17 protein-coding genes are annotated in these 18152 nt (G+C 70.3%); 10 read left to right on the top strand and 7 right to left on the bottom strand.

The features are described from left to right. Positions 1–82 precede the first annotated feature (82 nt). Both JHW41_RS02780 and JHW41_RS02775 read right to left on the bottom strand, forming a co-directional pair. Positions 83–844 (bottom strand): ATP-grasp domain-containing protein, encoded by a 762-nt coding sequence (locus JHW41_RS02780; protein ID WP_057949269.1) that lies wholly within the window; start codon positions 842–844, stop codon positions 83–85. Between the two features lie 138 nt (positions 845–982). After that, positions 983–1465 carry a PepSY domain-containing protein gene (locus JHW41_RS02775; protein ID WP_250448958.1) on the bottom strand — a complete coding sequence of 161 codons (483 nt, stop codon included), beginning with the start codon at positions 1463–1465 and terminating at the stop codon, positions 983–985. A gap of 424 nt (positions 1466–1889) precedes the next feature. Here JHW41_RS02775 and JHW41_RS02770 point away from each other — a divergent pair, with 424 nt between their 5' ends. After that, positions 1890–2762, top strand: a complete 873-nt coding sequence (locus JHW41_RS02770) for a hypothetical protein (RefSeq protein WP_057949271.1) — start codon at positions 1890–1892, stop codon at positions 2760–2762. A gap of 37 nt (positions 2763–2799) precedes the next feature. On the opposite strand, the gene JHW41_RS02765 is transcribed toward JHW41_RS02770, so the two are convergent. Next, a complete protein-coding gene (locus JHW41_RS02765; RefSeq protein ID WP_250448957.1) occupies positions 2800–3636 on the bottom strand; it encodes an arylamine N-acetyltransferase family protein in 837 nt (278 codons plus the stop codon). A gap of 160 nt (positions 3637–3796) precedes the next feature. Between JHW41_RS02765 and JHW41_RS02760 the strand changes: the two genes are divergently transcribed. Together JHW41_RS02760 and JHW41_RS02755 are read left to right on the top strand one after the other, a co-directional pair. Beyond that, positions 3797–4684, top strand: coding sequence for a hypothetical protein (locus JHW41_RS02760; protein ID WP_250448956.1), 888 nt, complete (start codon positions 3797–3799; stop codon positions 4682–4684). Between the two features lie 46 nt (positions 4685–4730). Further along, a complete protein-coding gene (locus JHW41_RS02755) occupies positions 4731–5207 on the top strand; it encodes a hypothetical protein (RefSeq protein WP_250448955.1) in 477 nt (158 codons plus the stop codon). Between the two features lie 15 nt (positions 5208–5222). Here the strand turns inward: JHW41_RS02755 and JHW41_RS02750 are convergent, their stop codons facing one another. Together JHW41_RS02750 and JHW41_RS02745 are read right to left on the bottom strand one after the other, a co-directional pair. Continuing rightward, the gene (locus tag JHW41_RS02750) at positions 5223–5735 is read right to left on the bottom strand and encodes a DUF1697 domain-containing protein (protein ID WP_250448954.1); all 513 of its coding nucleotides are present in this window, start codon (positions 5733–5735) and stop codon (positions 5223–5225) included. Positions 5736–5836: 101 nt separating this feature from the next. Continuing rightward, positions 5837–6088: a hypothetical protein gene (locus JHW41_RS02745; protein WP_250448953.1), complete on the bottom strand. Its 252-nt coding sequence runs from the start codon at positions 6086–6088 to the stop codon at positions 5837–5839. A gap of 155 nt (positions 6089–6243) precedes the next feature. Here JHW41_RS02745 and JHW41_RS02740 point away from each other — a divergent pair, with 155 nt between their 5' ends. Next, the gene (locus tag JHW41_RS02740; RefSeq protein ID WP_250448952.1) at positions 6244–7125 is read left to right on the top strand and encodes a tetratricopeptide repeat protein; all 882 of its coding nucleotides are present in this window, start codon (positions 6244–6246) and stop codon (positions 7123–7125) included. Between the two features lie 117 nt (positions 7126–7242). Here the strand turns inward: JHW41_RS02740 and JHW41_RS02735 are convergent, their stop codons facing one another. After that, on the bottom strand, positions 7243–7788 hold the full coding sequence (locus tag JHW41_RS02735) for a DUF2058 domain-containing protein (protein ID WP_057949278.1): 546 nt from the start codon (positions 7786–7788) through the stop codon (positions 7243–7245). Between the two features lie 173 nt (positions 7789–7961). Between JHW41_RS02735 and JHW41_RS02730 the strand changes: the two genes are divergently transcribed. The 6 genes from JHW41_RS02730 to JHW41_RS02705 all read left to right on the top strand — a co-directional run bounded on the left by JHW41_RS02730 (position 7962) and on the right by JHW41_RS02705 (position 16830). Continuing rightward, positions 7962–8681 (top strand): hypothetical protein, encoded by a 720-nt coding sequence (locus JHW41_RS02730; RefSeq protein WP_250448951.1) that lies wholly within the window; start codon positions 7962–7964, stop codon positions 8679–8681. Between the two features lie 291 nt (positions 8682–8972). Further along, positions 8973–9788, top strand: a complete 816-nt coding sequence (locus JHW41_RS02725; RefSeq protein WP_250448950.1) for a gasdermin — start codon at positions 8973–8975, stop codon at positions 9786–9788. 56 nt (positions 9789–9844) lie between these two features. Then, positions 9845–10990 carry a trypsin-like serine peptidase gene (locus JHW41_RS02720; protein WP_250448949.1) on the top strand — a complete coding sequence of 382 codons (1146 nt, stop codon included), beginning with the start codon at positions 9845–9847 and terminating at the stop codon, positions 10988–10990. Continuing rightward, positions 10991–12916: a trypsin-like serine peptidase gene (locus JHW41_RS02715; RefSeq protein ID WP_250448948.1), complete on the top strand. Its 1926-nt coding sequence runs from the start codon at positions 10991–10993 to the stop codon at positions 12914–12916. It begins immediately after the preceding gene. Continuing rightward, positions 12913–16134 carry a hypothetical protein gene (locus JHW41_RS02710; RefSeq protein ID WP_250448947.1) on the top strand — a complete coding sequence of 1074 codons (3222 nt, stop codon included), beginning with the start codon at positions 12913–12915 and terminating at the stop codon, positions 16132–16134. Before JHW41_RS02715 ends, JHW41_RS02710 begins: the two co-directional genes overlap by 4 nt. A gap of 84 nt (positions 16135–16218) precedes the next feature. Beyond that, a complete protein-coding gene (locus tag JHW41_RS02705; RefSeq protein WP_250448946.1) occupies positions 16219–16830 on the top strand; it encodes a DUF1353 domain-containing protein in 612 nt (203 codons plus the stop codon). Positions 16831–16861: 31 nt separating this feature from the next. Here JHW41_RS02705 and JHW41_RS02700 read toward each other — a convergent pair whose 3' ends face one another. Further along, entirely contained in the window at positions 16862–18094 is a 1233-nt protein-coding gene (locus JHW41_RS02700; protein WP_250448945.1) for an MFS transporter, read from the bottom strand. Positions 18095–18152 lie beyond the last annotated feature (58 nt).

Raw genomic sequence — 18152 nt, 5'->3', positions numbered from 1 at the left:
AGGATCGCAGGAATCGACAAGGGCGGCGAAAAAAATTTCGTTGCTGTCGAGCCGCCCTTGCCGCGCCGGAAAGAACGTTCGGTCAGTTCCCGACCGGCAGGCGTGTAGCCATCAGCTGCGCCCAGCGCGCCATCAGCAATTCGGCATAACGATCGGCGGCGATGCCGTAGGCGCCGAGCGCGTAGCCGTCGTTGGCCTCCACCAACGCAGTGTTGCCGTTGTCCAGAACGCCGAAATCGATGCCGTAACCGGCTGGCGCCTCGCCGCTGTCGTGGTAGGCCCGCACCGCCTCGGCGATGGCGCGCTCGCACGGCCGCACATCCGGGTCGCCGGCATAGTGATCCAGCGCGATGACGTCCGCACCGATCACATAGGCCCGGAACTCCGAGCGCCATCCGACCGGCGTCGAACACCATACCGATTGCCGGCGCGACCCGCCGCCCAGGAAATACAGGTCGCCCGGATGCGAAAACACGCGCCCGGTGAAAGTCTTCAGGCGGTCGGCCGGCTTGACGAACAGACTGCCCGCAGCGCCTTCGGACACCCATGACTCCACCGCGCCCAAGGTCTCCCGCCAGACCCGGCGATGCAGCCAGGGCTGCAGCGCCTGCGGGTAATCGTGCGGCGCGGGCACCGGAATGCCGAGCTGTTTCATCGCACCGTGTACGCTGGGCGCCGTGCCCATCACGAAACAGTCTTCGTCCAGCGGCAGGCTGCGCCGGTCGATGTGTTTTCGGGTGTAGCGGCGGATTTCGACGCCGCGCGGGGCCAACGCCTCGGCGACCAGGCGTTCCTCCAGTTCGAGCACGTTGTGCCGCTCTTCCAGATAAGCGATGCGGAACATGCGACGACCGGAGAGCGGGACGAGGAGTCTCACTGTAACGGCCGCCCTGGCGTCGGCGTCAACGGCTTCGCCGCACATCCCGGACAACGCAGCGGCCGCCCTGCGAACAAGGCGGCCGCCTGGCGCAGCCGCCGAGCCTCAATCCTTGTCGACCCCGACGATGCGGCCGTTGTCCGGGTCCAGCCGCAGTTCGACATCGCGGCCGCCCGGGTCCTCGGCCTTGGCCAGCCACAGGCCGTCGCGGTAGTCGAGGTCGTGGATGTCGGTGTAGCCGGCGGCGGACAGCGAGGCCTGGATGTCGCGCCGGCTCAGCTGCGCGACCTGTTCGTCGGGGTAGATCCGGCCGTCGGTCGGGTCCAACGCGACCTGCACGCGATTGCCGTCGGCGCTGCGCGCGTCCGCGCGCCAGACGCCGCCGCTGAAGTCCAGGTCGTTGACGCGGGTGTATCCGCGCTCGGCCAGACGGCTGCGCACGTCGTGCTCGGTCAGCGCGGTCTGGTTCTCGCGTACCTGCGCGCCGGCGGAGAGGCCGGCGCCGGCGACGGCCAGGGCGAGCGCCAGCAGGATCCGACCGCCCAGGCGAGGCGGCACGGGGCGAGGCGGGATCGGCTTGCTCCTCATGACAGGCTCCTGTGATGGGGGAGTTCCGATTTTCCTCGCGGTCCCGGCGCGATGCGCGAACCATGGATGAACATCGCCGCGCGCGTGCGCGCGCCGCGGCGTTCGCGCCAGCGCATCGCGGAAACTGCAGCGGCGCCGCCGCGGTTTTCGGCCGCGCCGGCGCGGGCCTCACCTGCCGCTAACGCGATGTTCGCGCCATCGCGACGCCGCCGATGTCCGTCGTTGCGCCGCCGCATGCGTTTGCGCGGCCATCGCCCGGGGCTGGCTGCGCGCCCCGGGCCTGACCGATAATCGCGCCCACCCTCGGCCCGCGCCGCTTGCGCGCGGCCGCCCCTCCGGAGACCGGCCGTTGTACGCCCAGTGCCGAAAATGCAAACGGCCGATCGCGCCCAACGCCCTGCGCTGCCCGCAGTGCGGGATTCCGATGCCGTTGGGCGGGGTGCCGTCGGTCTGGCAGATGTGGCGCGCCAACGGCACCGCCACCCGCATCCTCTTCATCGGCGCCTGCATGCTGATCACGCTGCTGGTGTTGTCGATGGCCAGCGACGATGTCAGCGACTTCATCGCCCAGACCAGCAAGGCCCACAACGACGCCGCCGACAGCCGCGAACTGCTGCTGCGCGAACAGCAGCGCCTCAACCAGCCCGACGGCAGCGAGAGGCTCGACCGGCCCGAACCTTCGGCCGCCACCGCGCTGGCGCCGGCGCGCGACGCCAAGTCGCTGATGCAGGGCATGCGCATCGTCCTGCGCGAGGTCGGCGACAAGAGCCGCTACCGCCAGGCCAAGGCCCAGCAGCGGATCGAAGGCCTGCACCTGGAGCAGCAGTTGCTGCCGGAAACCCTGCTCGGCCCCAAGGCCACCCAGGCCGCCCGCCGCACCAACCGCGAGTACGCCGAACTGCTCAACTACACGCTGGCGGTCAAGCAGGCCAGCCAGCGCGAACTCGCCCTGCGCCTGCGTGCGCTGACCGGCGAAGGCCCCGACGGCCGCGCGATCATGACCGAGTTCCAGCGCAACCTTGCGCGCGAGAGCGAAGAGGACGCCGCGCTGATGAAGAACCGGCGCGCGATCATCGAGCGGATCGAGCGCATCTACGACCTCGCCGACGCGCACCGCGACGGTATCGAAGTGCGCGACGACGGCAGCCTGGCCTTCGCCGATCCGCTGGTCGCCGAGCAGTACAACCGCAGCATCGCCGAGATCGGCGCGTTCCTGCAGCAGAGCGAGAGCATCGATGTGCAGCGCCGCGCGCGCACCCAGGCGGCGCTGCAGGAAATCGACCGGCTGCGCCGCTGAGCGCGCCCGCCGGGCGGGCTCAACCGCGGCAACGAAACTACGACCGCGTCGCCGCGGCCTCGAATTTGCGCGCCAGCGCCCGCTCCACGTCCGGCCCCGGCGGCAGACGCAGGCCGAACTCGCGCTCCAGCACCTCCATCACCGCTCGCGGGCCGTCGAGCTCGCGGCGCACGCTGTCCTGGCCCAGGCGATGCACGGCGAAGCTGGCGTTGTTCAAGGTCTTGCGCCAACCCGGCCCAGTGCGCGCGACCAGCAACTGGTCGCGGAACGGCGAGGCCGGATGCGCGCTGACGTACCAGTTGCCGACCTCCAGGTCGATCGGCGCCAGCGGCTGCAGGTCGAAGACGTACAGCGCGCGCCATTGCCCGCCGACCTCGGCGCGCAGCAGGTAGCCGTCGTCGCGCAGGTCCAGCCGGTAGGGTTCGTGCGGCGTGGCCTGCGGCTCGCGCGCATCCAGCCGCAGCGGCACGGTCGGCACCATGCCGCCGAAACCGACGTCGGCCAGGTAGTCCGCGCCGTCCAGCCGCACCAGCGCGACCAGGTGGGTGCGCGCGGTCAGCGCGTCCTCCGGCCCGCCCATCACCACCCGGCCGGCGACCGCGCGCAGGTCGAAGCCCAGTTCGCGCAACAAAGCCTGGAACAGGCCGTTGAGTTCGTAGCAATAGCCGCCGCGCCCGTCGTGCAGCAGCTTGCGCTGCAGCGAATCCAGGTCCAGCGCGATCGGCGCGCGGGTCAGGTTGGCCACGGTTTCGAACACGAATTGCGCGCTGTGGCGTTGCTGCAGCGCGGCCAGGGTCGCCAGGGTCGGCGGCGGCGGCGCGTCGAAGCCCAGCCGTTGCAGGTAGCGAGGCAGGTCGTGCAATCGCGGAGACATCGCGGGGCGTCCGGTGATCGGGTACGGCCAGGGTAGTCCCTCGACCGCGCTTGAGGTCAAGCCGATCGATGCGACGCTGGCCGCGCTGCGCGCCATCGCCGATACTCGCGCCGGGATTGGCGCGCAGGGGGCTGCGCCGCCCGTACAGGGGAAACACCGGATGTTCGCGAATGTACGAACCGGCGGCCGGACGGCGCCGCGCCGCATCGCCGCGCAGCGCGGCCAGGGCCAAATCTGGCTGGTCTGGGGTCTGATCGGCGCAGTCGCGGTCTTCGTCGCCCTGATCGGCATCGGCGTGTACGTCGGCGCCAAGCGCCACCAGGAAACCCAGCAGGAGTTGCGCGCGCTCGGCGACACCGGCAACCAGCTCATCGAACAGCAGCGCCGGCTGGCAGAAGGCAAGGCGCCCGACGCCGCGCTCGCGCCGGCGGCGCCGGCCGGCGAGACCGTGCCGGCGCGCAACGAAGCCGAAATGCTGCGCGGCTTCAACGCTCTGCTGCGCGAGATCGCCGGACGCTCGCAGCAACAGCAAGCCCGGATCGCGCGGGAACTCGAAGCGCTCCAGCTCGAACAGGTGCTGACGCCGGAGCGGCTGATCCGCGCCGAAGGGCGGCGCACCAGCCGCGAGGCGCTGCGCCGCTACCGCGAACTGATCGACCGCTCCGCCGCCAGTTCGTTGCAGGCGCGCACCGAGTTGCGCCAGCGGCTGGAGATCCTGACCAGCCGGCTGACCGCGCGCGATCGCCTGCGCGCGCAGTTCGACGGCGCCAGCGCCAAGCGCGTCGAACTGGAACAGCAGAGCATCCGCAACCAGCGCAACGTCGCCGACCTGACCCTGCGCACCGTGGAGCTGATCGAACGCGCCGGTTCGCGCGTGCAGTTGCAACAGGGGCAGCTGGCCTTTTCCAGCCAGCGCGACCTGGATGCGTTCAATGGCTACGTCGGCCAGATCCAGGCGGCGGTCGCCGAAGAACAGCGCCTGGCCCGGCGCGAACAGGAATTGCTGCGCCAGGCCCAGGACCAGTTCAATCAGGTCGCCCGCCCCTGACCACCCGGGCCGCGGCGGCGGCCGCCGCCTGCGCTAGCATGGGCGCATGAGCGACAAGTACCTCACCACCCCGCGCCGGCCGCAGTTCGAAGGCGAGCACCTGCCCGGCAACCGCGTCTGGCACGGCACCCACGTGCACTACCTCAGCGACGCGGAGCTGCCCGGCTACCGCGTGCGCATCCGCGACGGCCTGCTGTACGGCCCCGACGGCGCGCTGTTCGACACTCGCGACGCCTACACCCACTGGAGCGGCCGCGGCCGCGCGATCTTCGTCATGCACGGCGACGGCGCGCTCTACTCCGCGCCCGAGCACCGGGTCGGCGAGTTCCACCATTCCAGCCTCGGCCAGGGCCGGCCGGTGGCCGGCGCGGGCGAACTGGAAGCGCGCGAAGGCCGCCTGCTCGCGATCACCGACCACAGCAGCCACTACTGCCCGCCGCGGCGCTTCACCGAACAGGTGCTGGCCGAACTCGCCGAAGGCGGCGTCGACCTGCGCTGGGTGACCCAGGAGTTCCGCTACTGAGCCGCCGCGCGCGACTCAGGCTTCGCGCGCCATCGCGATCAGCTTGGCGACGGTGTTGAGGTTGCGCGCGGTGCCGGCCTTGGCCGCGGGAATCGCCAGCTTCGAATCGGCCATGCCCTCGCCGTAGTGCACGTAGATCTCGCGCTCGCCGAGCGCGAGTTCCTCGCCCTTGCGATGGCGCACCGTCGCCAGCGCATCGGCCGGCGGCGCCTGGTCGAGGAAGATCAGCACCGCGCGGTTCGGCGCGGCCTGGGCGAACGGATTGGCCGCCAGCGCGCGCGCCATCTCGTCGGCCGTGCGCACGATCGCACCGACCGGCTTGCCCGCGTAAGCGTGCAGCGCGGTCTCCAGCGCCGCCTTGGCCTTGGCCGGGCTCAAGCCGGTACGGAACACCACGTTGCCGCTGGCGATGTACGTGCGCACCTCGCCGAAGCCGAGCGCCTCGCACATCGCGCGCAACTCCGCCATCGGCAACTTGCCGGTGCCGCCGACGTTCACCGCGCGCAACAGCGCGATATAAGTATGCAAAGCCCTCTCCCGCCCCAAACCAGCCCGCATCGTAGTCCTTGTAGGAGCGGCGCAAGCCGCGACCGCGCCACCGCATCCACGCCGCAACCGCCCTATCCCGCTCAATCGCTCAAGCCTTCCTCGACCAAGCCCCGCCGCAGCGCTTCGCCCACCGCATCGGACAATCCGTCGATCTGCATCACCATCGCGTGGAACCACGGATTGACGTGCTCGGCATCGAACGAATACTCGATGCGATACCGACGTTCGCCTCGATCGCGCAACCAGTCGTCCACCCAATCGCCGGCATCGTCGAAATTGTCGCCGCCGAAGCGCTCGCGGATCAGGCGGATCGGAAGTCGGAACACGGCCATGCGGCGATCCTGCAACGAAACCCGGCCCAGTTCACCGCACCGGTGCCGCCGCCGCAAGCGTGCCCCGTCCCGGCCGCCGGACGGCGGATGACGCTGGCCGCGCGGCTTGGCACACTGACCCGGCACACTCACGGACGAGCCAGGGAAAAACGGCGATGAAAGCGTTCCGCACGTTCGCAGCACTGGCCTTGCTCGCGCTGGCGCCGGCCGCGTCGGCCTGCATCAACGAAGTCGGCACCGACCGCAGCGGGCGCAGCTTCTCGCCGGACTGGGTCCTCGGCGATTTCCTGGTCCAGACGATGACGCCCGAACCGCCCGACCGGGAACGGGTCGGCAGGCGCATCGCCGCGGCGCGCGCCCGGCCCGATTTCGCCAATCTCAACGACCTGGGCGTGCTGCTGATCCGCCAGGGCAAACCCATCGCCGCGGCCGAGCTGTTCGTCGCCATCGAGAAGATTTACCCCGGCCGCGCCGCGACCGCCGCCAACCTCGGCACCGCGCTGGAACTGATGGGCCGCGACGCGGCCGCGCTGCGCTGGATCCGCATGGGCATCGAGCGCGACGCCAACGAACACGCGCGCAGCGAATGGCTGCACGTGCGCATCCTCGAAGCCAAGATCGCCGCGGCCAAGGACCCGGGCTGGCTGCAACGCCACTCCATCCTCGGCTTCGAATTCTCGTCGGCGCTGGTGCCGCCCTTCCCGACCCGCATGCCGCCCGGCAACGCCGGCAGCACCCTGATCGGCTCGGACCTCGACAGCGGCCTGAGCTATCAACTGCACGAACGCGTGCAATTCGTGAAACCGCCGGATCCGGTGGTCGCCAGCCTGTTCCGCGACTGGGCGATCCTGCACCTGTCCGGCGGCGCGATGGAGAACGCCGACGCGCTGTACACACTGGCTTTCCGCTACGGCGCCCCGCGCGACGCGCTGTCGCTCAAGCGCCAGGCCCATGCCAGACAGGTCGTGGCGCGCGCGCGCAAACAGGACGAACGCTACGGCGCCGACTGCAAGCTGTGCGACCAGCCGTTTCCCTGAGGGCGCCACGCTTTCGCCGCGTCCCCCGATCCAGCGCACCGTGGGAGGGACTTCAGTCCCGACGCTTCCGTTTCAAATCGCCACGTCCCACCCCGCCCCCACAGGCCGCGCCCGATCTCACCAGACCAAATCGTCCGGCACCTGGAACTGCGCGTAATACGCATCGTCCTCGCTCAGCGGCTCGGCCGGCGCGGTCTTGGACGCGCCATGATCGAGCACCACCATCGCCGCATCGCGCTCGCGCACCTTCTCGGCGACGGCGCGCGGGACCAGTTCGTAGTCCTCGCCATGGCGCACGATCGCCAGCGCGCCGCTGGCCAGCTGGGCGCGCAGAGCCGTATCGACGTACACGGTCCTGATCGCCTCGCCGTCGTCGAAGCGATAGGCGATCTCGCCTTTTCGCTTGACCTTGCCCTGCTCGACGATCTGCTGGATCTGCGCGCGCAGCTCGTGCGCGCGCGCCTGCGCCTTGCGCTGCGCCTCCAGCGCGCGGTCGCGCTCGACCTTCTCGGCGCGGGCGCGTTCGGCCTCGGCCTGTTCGGCGCTGGGCGCCTGCGGGTTCTTGGCCTGGCGCTGCTTGTTCTGCTCGCGCACCGCCTGGGTGGCCTGGGACTTCTTCGCCAGGCCGGCCTTGAGCAGCTGTTCTTGTAATGGATTTCGCATGGACCGCAGTCTAGTACGCCTGCGCCGGGGGCCGGAAGGCGACCGCTGCCGCCCGATCGGGAAAAGCCCGGCGACCGGCGCTGGCCGCAGCGGCTAGAATCGACCCGCTCGGCCCGTCGGCGCACCGCCGCCATGGCCGCGACCTCCCCGCTTCAAGGAACGACAGCAACGCCATGAAGATCGCACCGTCCCTGCTCGCGCTGGCCATCGGCCTGCTCACCCTCGGCGTCCAGGCCGAGGAGACCAAGCCGCGGTTCCGCGTCCACAACACCGATCCCGCTCCGGCGGCGCGCGCGCCGGCGAAGGCGCCGGCCGCCGCCGCTCCGACGGCTCCGGCCGCTGCGGCGCCGGCGGCCAGGCCGGGCCCGACCGGCTCGACCGCTCCGGCAAGCAAGCCGGCGCCGGCGGCGGCGACGCTCTCGTCCTCCGGCAAGCCGGCCGGCGCGCAGCGCGCGCCCTGGGACGCCGCGCGGGTCGCGGCCAGCGCGGTGCCGGCGGTCTATCTCGCCGAGTGGAAGAAGGCCAAGAACCGCGCCCGCTGCGCGCCGCTGGCGCTGGTCGGCGGCGAGAAGACGCCCGGCGTGACCGTGCGCCGCGCCAACTTCTCCGACGGCTGGGCGGTCGCCTACGACCTGCCCGGCCAGCGCAGCGCCTACGGCGTCGCCGGCACCGGCCTGGACCTCGACGGCAAGGGTTACACCTTCCCCAACTCGCTGACCTTCGCCGACGGCAGCAGCGCCCATTACGGCCTCAGCGGCGGCACCGGCCCGGGCTACATCGCCTATGTCGAAGTCGCGGGGCAGCGCTGCCTGTACAACGTGTGGGCCGACGTCGGCGGCCAGGAACGCCTGGAAGAACTGCTGCGCAGCCTGCGTCTGGTGCAGACGCCGTAAGCGCGCGACGCGACGCGGCCGGCCGCCCCACGACCTCCGTTCGTGGGCGCGGCGGCCGTGCGTCGAGTTCGCGGCCGCAGTACCCACACGCTCGCTGGACAGGTCTACCGTCCAACCTCGCTTGCCCGCACCGGGCGGCGATGTTGATCGCGGCGACTGCAATCGCTCGCGCGGCCGCGCGTGGCCCGTGGCCGCGGTTTTTTGCGTTACGAATGGACGAGAGCCGGCCCCTGTCGCGCGTACCGCGCCACAGGAATCCGCGGCCGCATCCAACGGATTGGGAGCCAGGGCATGAGCATACTTCCCGGTTGTAAAGACCCCTCCCTGAGCGCGCTCAAGTCCAAGGGCTACAACGTGGTCCAGTTGCCGCGCGCGGATCTGCGGCCCACCCAGTTGCTGGTCGAGAAGAGCAAGCGCCTGCAGCGGTTGGGCGAACTGCTGTCGGTGTTCGACGCCGCCGCGGACGGCCCGCCGGCGCCGCCGGTCAGCGCCGACCGCCCCGGCCCCAACATCGCCGGCACCCAGTCGGCCGATCTCGACGTCGACCTCGGCCTGAGCGTATTGCGCGGAATCATTTCCGCGCTCGGCGGCTCCACCTTGGGCGTGGACGCGGCCTTTTCCCGCGCCGCGACGGTCCAGTTCGAATTCTCCTCGACCCTGGAAAACAACAGCGAGCTGGCGCTGATCGACCGGTTCCTCGCCGCATCGCGGGTCAACCCGCATGCCCGCGCGGTCGCGGAGATGCTCGAGCAGGACCAGGTCTACGTCGTCACCAGCACGCTCAAGGCGCAGCGGATCAATGTCGCCGCCAAGGATTCGAACAAGCAGTCGCTGGGCTTGAACCTGCCGGTGATCCAGGACGCGATCGGCGCGAACGTCAAGATCGCGGCCGCGGCGGCGAGCGGTTCCACGGTGAGTTTCGAAGGCGCGGTGCCGCTGGTGTTCGGCTTCCAGGCGGTGCGGCTGATCTTCGAACAGGGCCGCTACCGGACGATGCGGCTGATCGACGCCGGCGGGGTCGTCGCCGAGGCGGTGCGGCCCGACGGCGCGGCGGACGGCGAACCGCCCTGCTATCTCGACGTCGAGGCGATGCTGTTGGATCGGTAACGCGCAAGCCAGGGAACGCACAGGGGGAAGGCATGGAGCAGGAACGGATCAGGCAGTTGGCCAAGTTGCTGGCCGCGGGCGCGGGCGCGCGCGCGCGCGATGCGCAGGCCGAATCGATGATGGACGGGGGCGTCGCCGCGGCGCCGGCGCCGGCCGGACAAACGTTGGACGTGGTGGAGCAAGCTCTGTCCACGCCGCCCGACGACGTCGATGAAACGCAGTGGCGCGCGGCGCGCGAGCAATTGCTCACTCACGCGCACAACGGCCTGGTGAAGCTGCAACGCGGCGATCTGCAACTGGACGCCGACGAAGGCTGCGCCATGGAGGCGGTGATCATCAGCGACGGCAGCCGCCCGAGTTTCCTGCTGTGCGACGGCGAGATCGATCCCAAAGACCCCTCCATCGAAACGTGGGCCGGCAACATCGCCGCCGCCCAGGCGCTCGGCATCGCCAAGCTGGCCGCGGCGGTGGGCCGGATCCAGCCGAAGAACGGCCACGCGTCGCGCTATGTCGGCACCGGCACGCTGATCGACCGCGATGCCGGCCTGATCCTCACTAACTACCACGTGATCGAACAAGCGCAGCAGAACTACGGCGTGGCGATGACCCGCAACGGCGATCGCCTGAGTGTGGATGGTTGGCTGGAAATCGACTTCGTCGGCGAATCCTGCTCGCTGCGCACCCACCGTTTCCGCATCGTGGAAGTGGCGTTGCCGCAGGGCTACGGCAGCACCTTCCACGGCATCGACGCGGCGGTGGCGCGGATCGAGCCGCTGCCCGACAGCCCGGCGCTGCCCGACCCGGTTCCGCTGCTCAGCGCCGACGCGGCCTACGCCACCGGCGCGATTTCGTCGCTGGCGCTGATCGGTTTTCCGGCCCGACCCTCGCTGCAGGACGGCAAGGACGTGGATTGGAGCTTCGTCATGCGCGTGCTGTTCGGCAACCGCTTCGGCGTCAAGCGGCTGGCGCCCGGCCAGTTCACCCTGCCGCTGGGCAGCCATGCGCTCGACCAGGGCCGGCGCGCGATCGGCCACGACGCCACCACCTTCGGCGGCGCGTCCGGCTCGCTGCTGATGTCCTGGCTGGACGACCGCACGCCCAGCTTCGCCCTGCATTTCGGCGGCGCCACGGGGGTGAGCAACTACGCGTTGTCTTTCGCCGCCGAGCGCAACGCGTTGAGCGCGATCGGAGCGCGGTTCTAGATGGTCGCGGTCGTGCAAGCGGATTACAGCCGCGCCGAGGCCTTGGCGGTCTGGACGCGGCTTTCGGACGAGTTCATCGGCAACTGCTATGTCAGCGTGCGCCCGCGCCACGCGCCCGCCTGGGAAGTCGTCGTCGCCAGCGCCGCCGGAAGCCTGCGGCTGGAAGCGTTCAAGCGCGCGCACGATCACGATTTCCTGGACCGCCTGGCCGTCGCGATCGGCAACTGGGAGCAGAAAGCGCAACGCCCGGACCACGAGATCGCGCAGATGCTCGACCAGGTCGGCGACTACGGCCTGATGGAGGGCATGACCAATCCCGACAAGGGCTTCATGCACGCGGACATTCTCCTGCCGCTGCTGCAGGCGCGCGACGCCTGCGCCATCGTGGTCAGGACCGAGCCGGTGTTCCAGCAGCTCGGCACCGCCTTCCTGGTGCGGCCGGATCTGATCCTGACCGCCGCGCACGTGGTGATGGATGTGGACGCCGCCACCGGGCGGTGGGCGTCGACGCTTAAGAACGGACTGGCCTTCCACTTCCGCGAAAAGCCCAACCAGCGCGAACATCCCACGCTCGCGATCCGGCCGGCCGCCGTCGCCCTGATTTCGCACGCGCTGCCGCACGGCAGGCCGCCGAACCTGCTCGAACGTTCCCTGGCCGCGCCGGCCGACACCTGCCTGGACTACGCCCTGATCCGGCTGGCGCAGCGCGTGAGCCATCTGCGTCCGGTCGAGGTCGTCGACACCGCGGCGGTCAAGCAAGGCAAGCCGTGCTGGGCGTTCGGATTCCCCGGCGGCAACGCCCTGATGATGGACGTGGACCTGGTGACCGACATCGACCCCGGCTCCGGACGCTGGCTGCACCGCGCCAACGCGGCCGCGGGCATGTCGGGCGGTTGCTGCATCAACCACGAGGGCCAGGTCGCGGGCTTGCACGAGGGAACCCTGGACAGCGAGGACGACGCGACCGTCAAGCGCAACCGCGGCATCAGCATCGCCGCGATCCGCCGCGATCAATGCCGCGACGGCAAGGACCCGCTCAAGCAAGTCGCGAGCTCGCCGAGCCTGGAGTTCCGCGATCCGGCCTTGGTCGACGGCTGGTATCGCGCCGGAACGGCGCTGGCCGGCGAGGCGGGCGCAGCGCAATGGCGCGCTTCGGTCGCCGCCGCACTCGGCGGCCGCGATCCGGACGCGACTGACTCGCTGCCGGCGTATCACCCGTGGTTCGCGCGCGCCGACGTGGAGAAGTGGATCGACAGCGCCGCTCCGGACGAGCGGCTGTGCCTGATCCACGGCCCGCCCGGCGTCGGCAAAAGCTTCTGCATCCACCTGCTGCGCGGCAAGCTCGATCCGTACGCGGATCTGGTGGTGTTCAACCCGACCCAGACCAACGACATGGCCTGGAGCGACGCGACCGGCCACGCGGCCGCGGCCAACGCCTCCGACTACCGCACCGCGGCCGCTAGCGTGCGCTACCGCGCCATCGACGACTTCCTCGGCGAACTGCGCGATCGCTCGGCCGGCGGCACCCGCACCTGCTACGTGGCGATCGACTTCGGCCCCGCCGGCCGGCAGGACCGCTTCGTGGGCACTAACTGGGTGGAGCTGATCGCGATCCTGGCGGCCGCCGGCTGGATCCGCGTGATGCTTATCGGGCTCGACGACTACGAGCGCAGCGTAATGATCGACCGCATGGAAAGCCGTCCCGAAACGGACAGCGTGAAAATCGCCGAAAGCGAACTCGCGCCGATCACCGCCGCCGAGTTCCGCACCTACGCCAAGCACTTGGCCAGCGCGCGCGGCAAGCCCGCCCCGAAGCAAGCGGAGATCGCCAAATACGTGGACAGCGCGGTCGTCGGCGTTGCCGAACCGATGAAAATGGTCGCCGCCGTGCGCGCGGCGATCGAACTGGAGGCCGCGCTGTCATGACGCCGACCGTTCCCGAACTCGAATACGCGCAAGCTACGGCATTCGAATCGAACGTCCCGCCGATCTTCCCCGGGCGCGCCGGCCCGGACGACGGCGCCGACCGCCTGCGGCTCAGGCTCGCGGTGCGCGGCTGGGCGCGGCCGCTCGACCTGATCGACGCCCTCAATTCGCCGGACGACGTCCTGGCGATCCTCGGCGCGCTGGCCGCCGAGGTCGAAACCGCGGTGCAGACCCGCCCGAACCAGTGGTATCTGTCGCTCGCCGCGCGCAAGCGCGAATTGGCGCGCCGCGACGATGCGCAGCTGCGCACAGCGGCAAGCGCAAGCTTCCCCGGCGACGACCACGACCCGGTCCTGCACGCCATGCGGATCGCGCTGGCCGATGCCGCGCCGACGCTTTCCGCACTCGATACCGACGTCCTGGCGGCCTTGGGCAACGCCTGCGACTGGCTCGGCGAGCGTTGGCGCCATGCCGTCGGCGCGCAGCGCATCGCCGGCGAACTGGCGTCCAGGGCCCTGGACGCCGACCTGCGGCGGATGACCCGGGACCCGATGGTGGGGCGCAGCCACCGCGACACCCTCGCCCGCTTGATCGGCTTCGCCACCGCAGCCACACAAACGCCGCTGAGCGTCGCCTACGTGTACGGCGGCGGCGGTGCGGGCAAGACCACCTTGTTGTCGTTCCTGCAACGCGATTTGAGCCAGCGGGCCGAACCGGTGCCGGTGGTGCGCATCGACTTCGACGAACCGGCGATCGATCCCACCCGCATGGTGACGCTCAACATCGCGCTGGTCGAGCAACTGGCGCGCTCCGTCCCGGCGGTTTTCGACCGCGCTTCGGACATGCTCCCCGCCCTGCGCGACATCGCGCTGGTGCAGCACGATGCGGGGCTCTCGCGCGGCGGACCACGCAAGCGGATCAAGTCGAGTCGGCCGGAATCGATGCTCAAGGCCGAGTCGGTGGCCTCGCAGGCGGCCTCCGACGAAGGCTCCATTCTCTATCGCTTGCTGGCCCCCGACATGGTGGCCGGGCCGATCCTGATCGTGTTCGACACCGCCGAGTTGGTGCTCGCGCAGAGCGACCATGTCGCCAGCAGCCTCGTGTCCTGGCTGGGCTTCCTCCACAGCGAAGCCGGCGCGCGCGACCTCAGGCTGGTGATCGCCGGCCGCGATCCGCCCGACGACCAGGACCTCGGGCACGCCGCGAACAATCTGCTGTCCCGGCTCAAGGACACTGGCGCCCGGATCGAAACGCCGATCGGCCTGCCGGAACTCGATCCAGCCGAAGCGCAGCAACTGCTGCGCAACTGCGGCGTGGAAGACCCGACGACCGCGGCCGAAGCGGCCGCCGCGGTACCCGGCAATCCCCTGCTCCTGCGGATCACCGCAGACGCGTTGCTGCAAGGCGAGGCCGAACTGCGCGAGAGCGTGCGCAGGGCGCATCGCGACAGCCGCATCGACGCCGACAGCGCCCGCAATTACCTCCTGCGACGCGTCGTCGCCCACGTCCGCGATCCGATCGCGCGTCCGTACGTGCTTGCGGCGACCTACTCGCCCGTGGTCACCGCCAAGTTGTTGGAAGAAGTGGTCATCCCGGCGGTGGACCGCAGCGAGCGCGAACCCGGGCAGCGCGACTCCGGGCTAGGCAAACCGGCGAATACGAAGTCGGCGACCGCCAAGGCCAAGCGCGTGTTCGACGCGCTCGCCTCCACGTACTGGCTGACCCGGCAGACGCTGCGCTCCGAAATCGTGCCGTTCAACCGCGAGATCCGCGCCTTCGCGCTCAAGCTGCTCGCCGCGACGCCCGAAGGCGCGCTGCTGGAACGCGATGTCCGCCAGTCCGCGGCGATCCACCACCTGCGCCGCCGCTCCGCCGACGACCGCGCGCTGGCGCTGTATCACCTCGCCGTGCTCGGCCATCCCTACACCGTGCCGCGCGATCTCGTATCCGTGCAGACGGTCCTGCGCGACGTGATCGAAGAACTGCCCGCGGATCTGCGCAACCGGCTCGCCCCGCCGGTCGGCAGCGTGGCGCCCGGCGTTGCGCGTGGCGTCGCGCGTAGCAGCATCGACGACATGAGCGACAGCGACTGGCAGCGCTACCTCGAAGGCGATGAGCGCAGCAAGCGCGCGGGCGAAGGCGCGCAGATGGTCAAGGCCGACCGCGCCCGCGAAGCGCTCGATCTCTATCTCGCGCGCCCGACCCGACCGCCCGGATTGCCGCCCACGTTCGTGATCCAGGCGCAGGCCGATCTCGGCGAATGGGACGAAGAAATCACCGACATCGACGCCATCCTTAAGCGGGAAGCCGATGATTGGCTGGCCCGAAAGAGCATCGGGCCCGAGGCGCTGTCGCGGATCTACTGGATCACCCGGCTGGCGTTGCAGGCATACGGGCGCTTGTCGACTCCGCATGCAGCGCTTCTGCGCAACGCATCGGAGACGGCCACGGGGCCCGGGCTGAGTACGTTGCCGGCCTTGATCGCGGTCGCCGAGACTATGAGCGGCGAGCCGATCATGGCCGGGCGCATGCGCTCGCAAGCGCTCAAGACCGACGCCGCGGGCAGGACGCTGCTGTGCCCGATCCACGGGCATCTGCCTGAGACCATCGAATTGTTCGACGCCGGCATCGCGGTCGTGCAATCCGACTGGCGACAGCGAATGATCCAGCTCGCGCCGGCCAGGCTGATCCGCGCGAACGAGGCGCACCTGCGCGATCTTCAGTCCCGGCTCGACGCGCTGCATGCCAAACCGATCGCGCAGGTGAACCAGCTCTTCAACAAAATGCGCGCGCGCATCCCGGTGGAACCCTCGACCGTGTCGGGTCTGAACAGTGCGATGTTGCTGTTCCGCGGACTCACGCCGGAGTTCTACCGCCCGTTGCGCGAGGCGCTGCTCGCGCTGTGCGAGAACGGCGTCGCAAGCCCCATGATGCGCCAAGCGGCCGTTCCCGTCTTCGATCACATGTCGATACGCCCGGCCGAGATGGAACCCGCCACGTTCTATCGCAGGCTGTCGAACAACCCGAACGTCTGGTGCACGGCATTCATCGTCTACGCCGACCGGTGCAGGCTGCTTCCTGGCCTATGCGAGTTCTTGGCCCTCTTCGCGGAAAACCCTAAGTCGCGCCGCATCGCATCCTCGTTCGTGGCCTGGGACAAGGCCCTGTGTCGCGGCGTCAACAGCGACTGGGGGCAGCCGCGCCCCCCTCGCAAGTAAGCGCCAAATCGCCCCCCGACGGATTCCATCGCCGCGGTCGAGCCGAACCCTTCCCATCCACCTCGCCGAACCAGGAGCAGGCCCATGCAAAACACCCTAGACGACGTCCTCGCGCGAATCTCGGCGATGCCCGACAACGATGCCGAAGTCGTCGCCGAAGCCGCCGCCGACTACGGCCGCTTCGTCGGCCTGCCGGCCAAAATCGCGCTGGACGAGAACGGCCGCAGCGCGGAACTGCTCGAACCCATCGGTTACGTCGCCGCCTCGGGCGTCGAATGGCCGGTGCCCGCCGGCGCGTGGCTCGACGGCGCTTCGATTCCGAAAGCGTTCTGGAGCGTCATCGGCGGGCCGTTCGAAGGCAAGTACCGCGAGCCGTCCATCGTCCACGACCACTACTGCATCGTGAAGACCCAACCCTGGCGCGACACCCACCGGATGTTCCATGCCGCGATGCTGTGCCGCGGCGTCTCCGGGTTCAAGGCGCGGGTCATGTACTACGCGGTCTATCGGTTCGGGCCGCGCTGGGGCGTTCCCGGCGACATCGCCGAAGCCGCGCCGGCGCAGGCGGCCGAGGTCGCCGACGACGCCAACGCCGATTCGATCCTGCGCGATGTCGAGGCGATCAGGGACGGGGCCTTGAGCCTGCACGACATCGAGCAGCTGGCGGATCGCTCGGCGGATTCGCCCGCCGGCTGAGGCGCGCCATCCCCGCGTAAATGCGGCGGTCCTACTCCGACCCGCCCGCCAGCACCGCATCGGCGCGCGCATCCGCGCGCGCCCAGAAGTAGATCAGCAGGCCGCCCAGCGCGGTCATCGCGCCGACCACGCCGGTCGAGGTCCAGCCCAGGCCGGCGTTGATCGCCATGCCGCCGAGCCACGGCCCCAGGGCATTGGCCATATTGAACGCGGAGTGGTTCGACGCCGCGGCCAGCGTCTGCGCCGAGCGCGCCACGTCCATCAGATGCGCCTGCAGCACCGTCGCCAGCGCGCCCATGGTGCCGACCGCCAGCACCGCCGGCAGCACCGTCCACACCGAGCGCGCCGCCAGCGGGAACAGCAGCAGGATCGCCATCGACCAGATCAGGATCCACGCGGCCGCGCGGAACTGCAGCCGGTCGAACAGCCAGCCGCCGCCGAGCGTGCCGAGGATGCCGCCGATACCGAACGCCATCAGCCCGAACGGGATGAAGGATTCGCGCACGCCGGTGACGTGGACTAGGGTCGGCGCGAGATAGGCGAACACGCAGAACATGCCGGCGAAGCCGATCGCGCCGATGCCCAGCGCCAGCCACACCGGCTTGCGGTTGAAGTCGCGCAGTTCGGCCAGCGCGTCCGGGCGCGGCGCGTGCATGCCCTTGGGCAGCACGCGCGCGGTCATCGCCACGGTCGCCAGCGCGATCAACGACACCAGTGCGAACGCCCAGCGCCAGCCGAAGGTTTGCCCCAGCCACGTCGCCAGCGGATTGCCGACCAGCAGCGCGATCGACAAGCCCAGCATCACCCGCCCGACCGCGAGGCCGCGCTGTTCGGGCGGGCTGATGCGCACGGCCACCAGCGCGGCGATGCCGAAGTAGGCGCCGTGCGGCAGGCCGGCGACGAAACGCGCGAGCGCGAGCGTGTAGTAGCCCGGCGCCAACGCGCTGGCGAGGTTGCCGACCGCGTAGAAGCCCATCAACGCCAGCAGCAGGCTGCGGCGCGACAGCTTCGAGCCCAGGATCGCCAGCGCCGGCGCGCCGACCACCACGCCGAGCGCGTAGGCGCTGATGACATGGCCGACCTGCGGCTCGTCCACGCCCATCGCCCGGGCGATCTCGGTGATCAGGCCCATCACCACGAATTCGCTGGTGCCGATGGCGAAGCCGCCCATGGCCAGGGCGAACAGGATCAGGCCGACCTGGCGCGGGGACAGGATCGGGGCGGGCGCGGGGGCGGCCTCGGCGGCGGGACGGGCGGGGGTCATGGAAGCATTATTGTGCATCGCAGCATGCGATGCCATTGCGGGGTCGGTCGGGTCGGGG

Origin of the sequence: Lysobacter enzymogenes (assembly GCF_023617245.1) — a bacterium.
GTDB lineage: Bacteria > Pseudomonadota > Gammaproteobacteria > Xanthomonadales > Xanthomonadaceae > Lysobacter > Lysobacter yananisis.
This window is presented reverse-complemented; position numbering and strand designations above follow the sequence as displayed.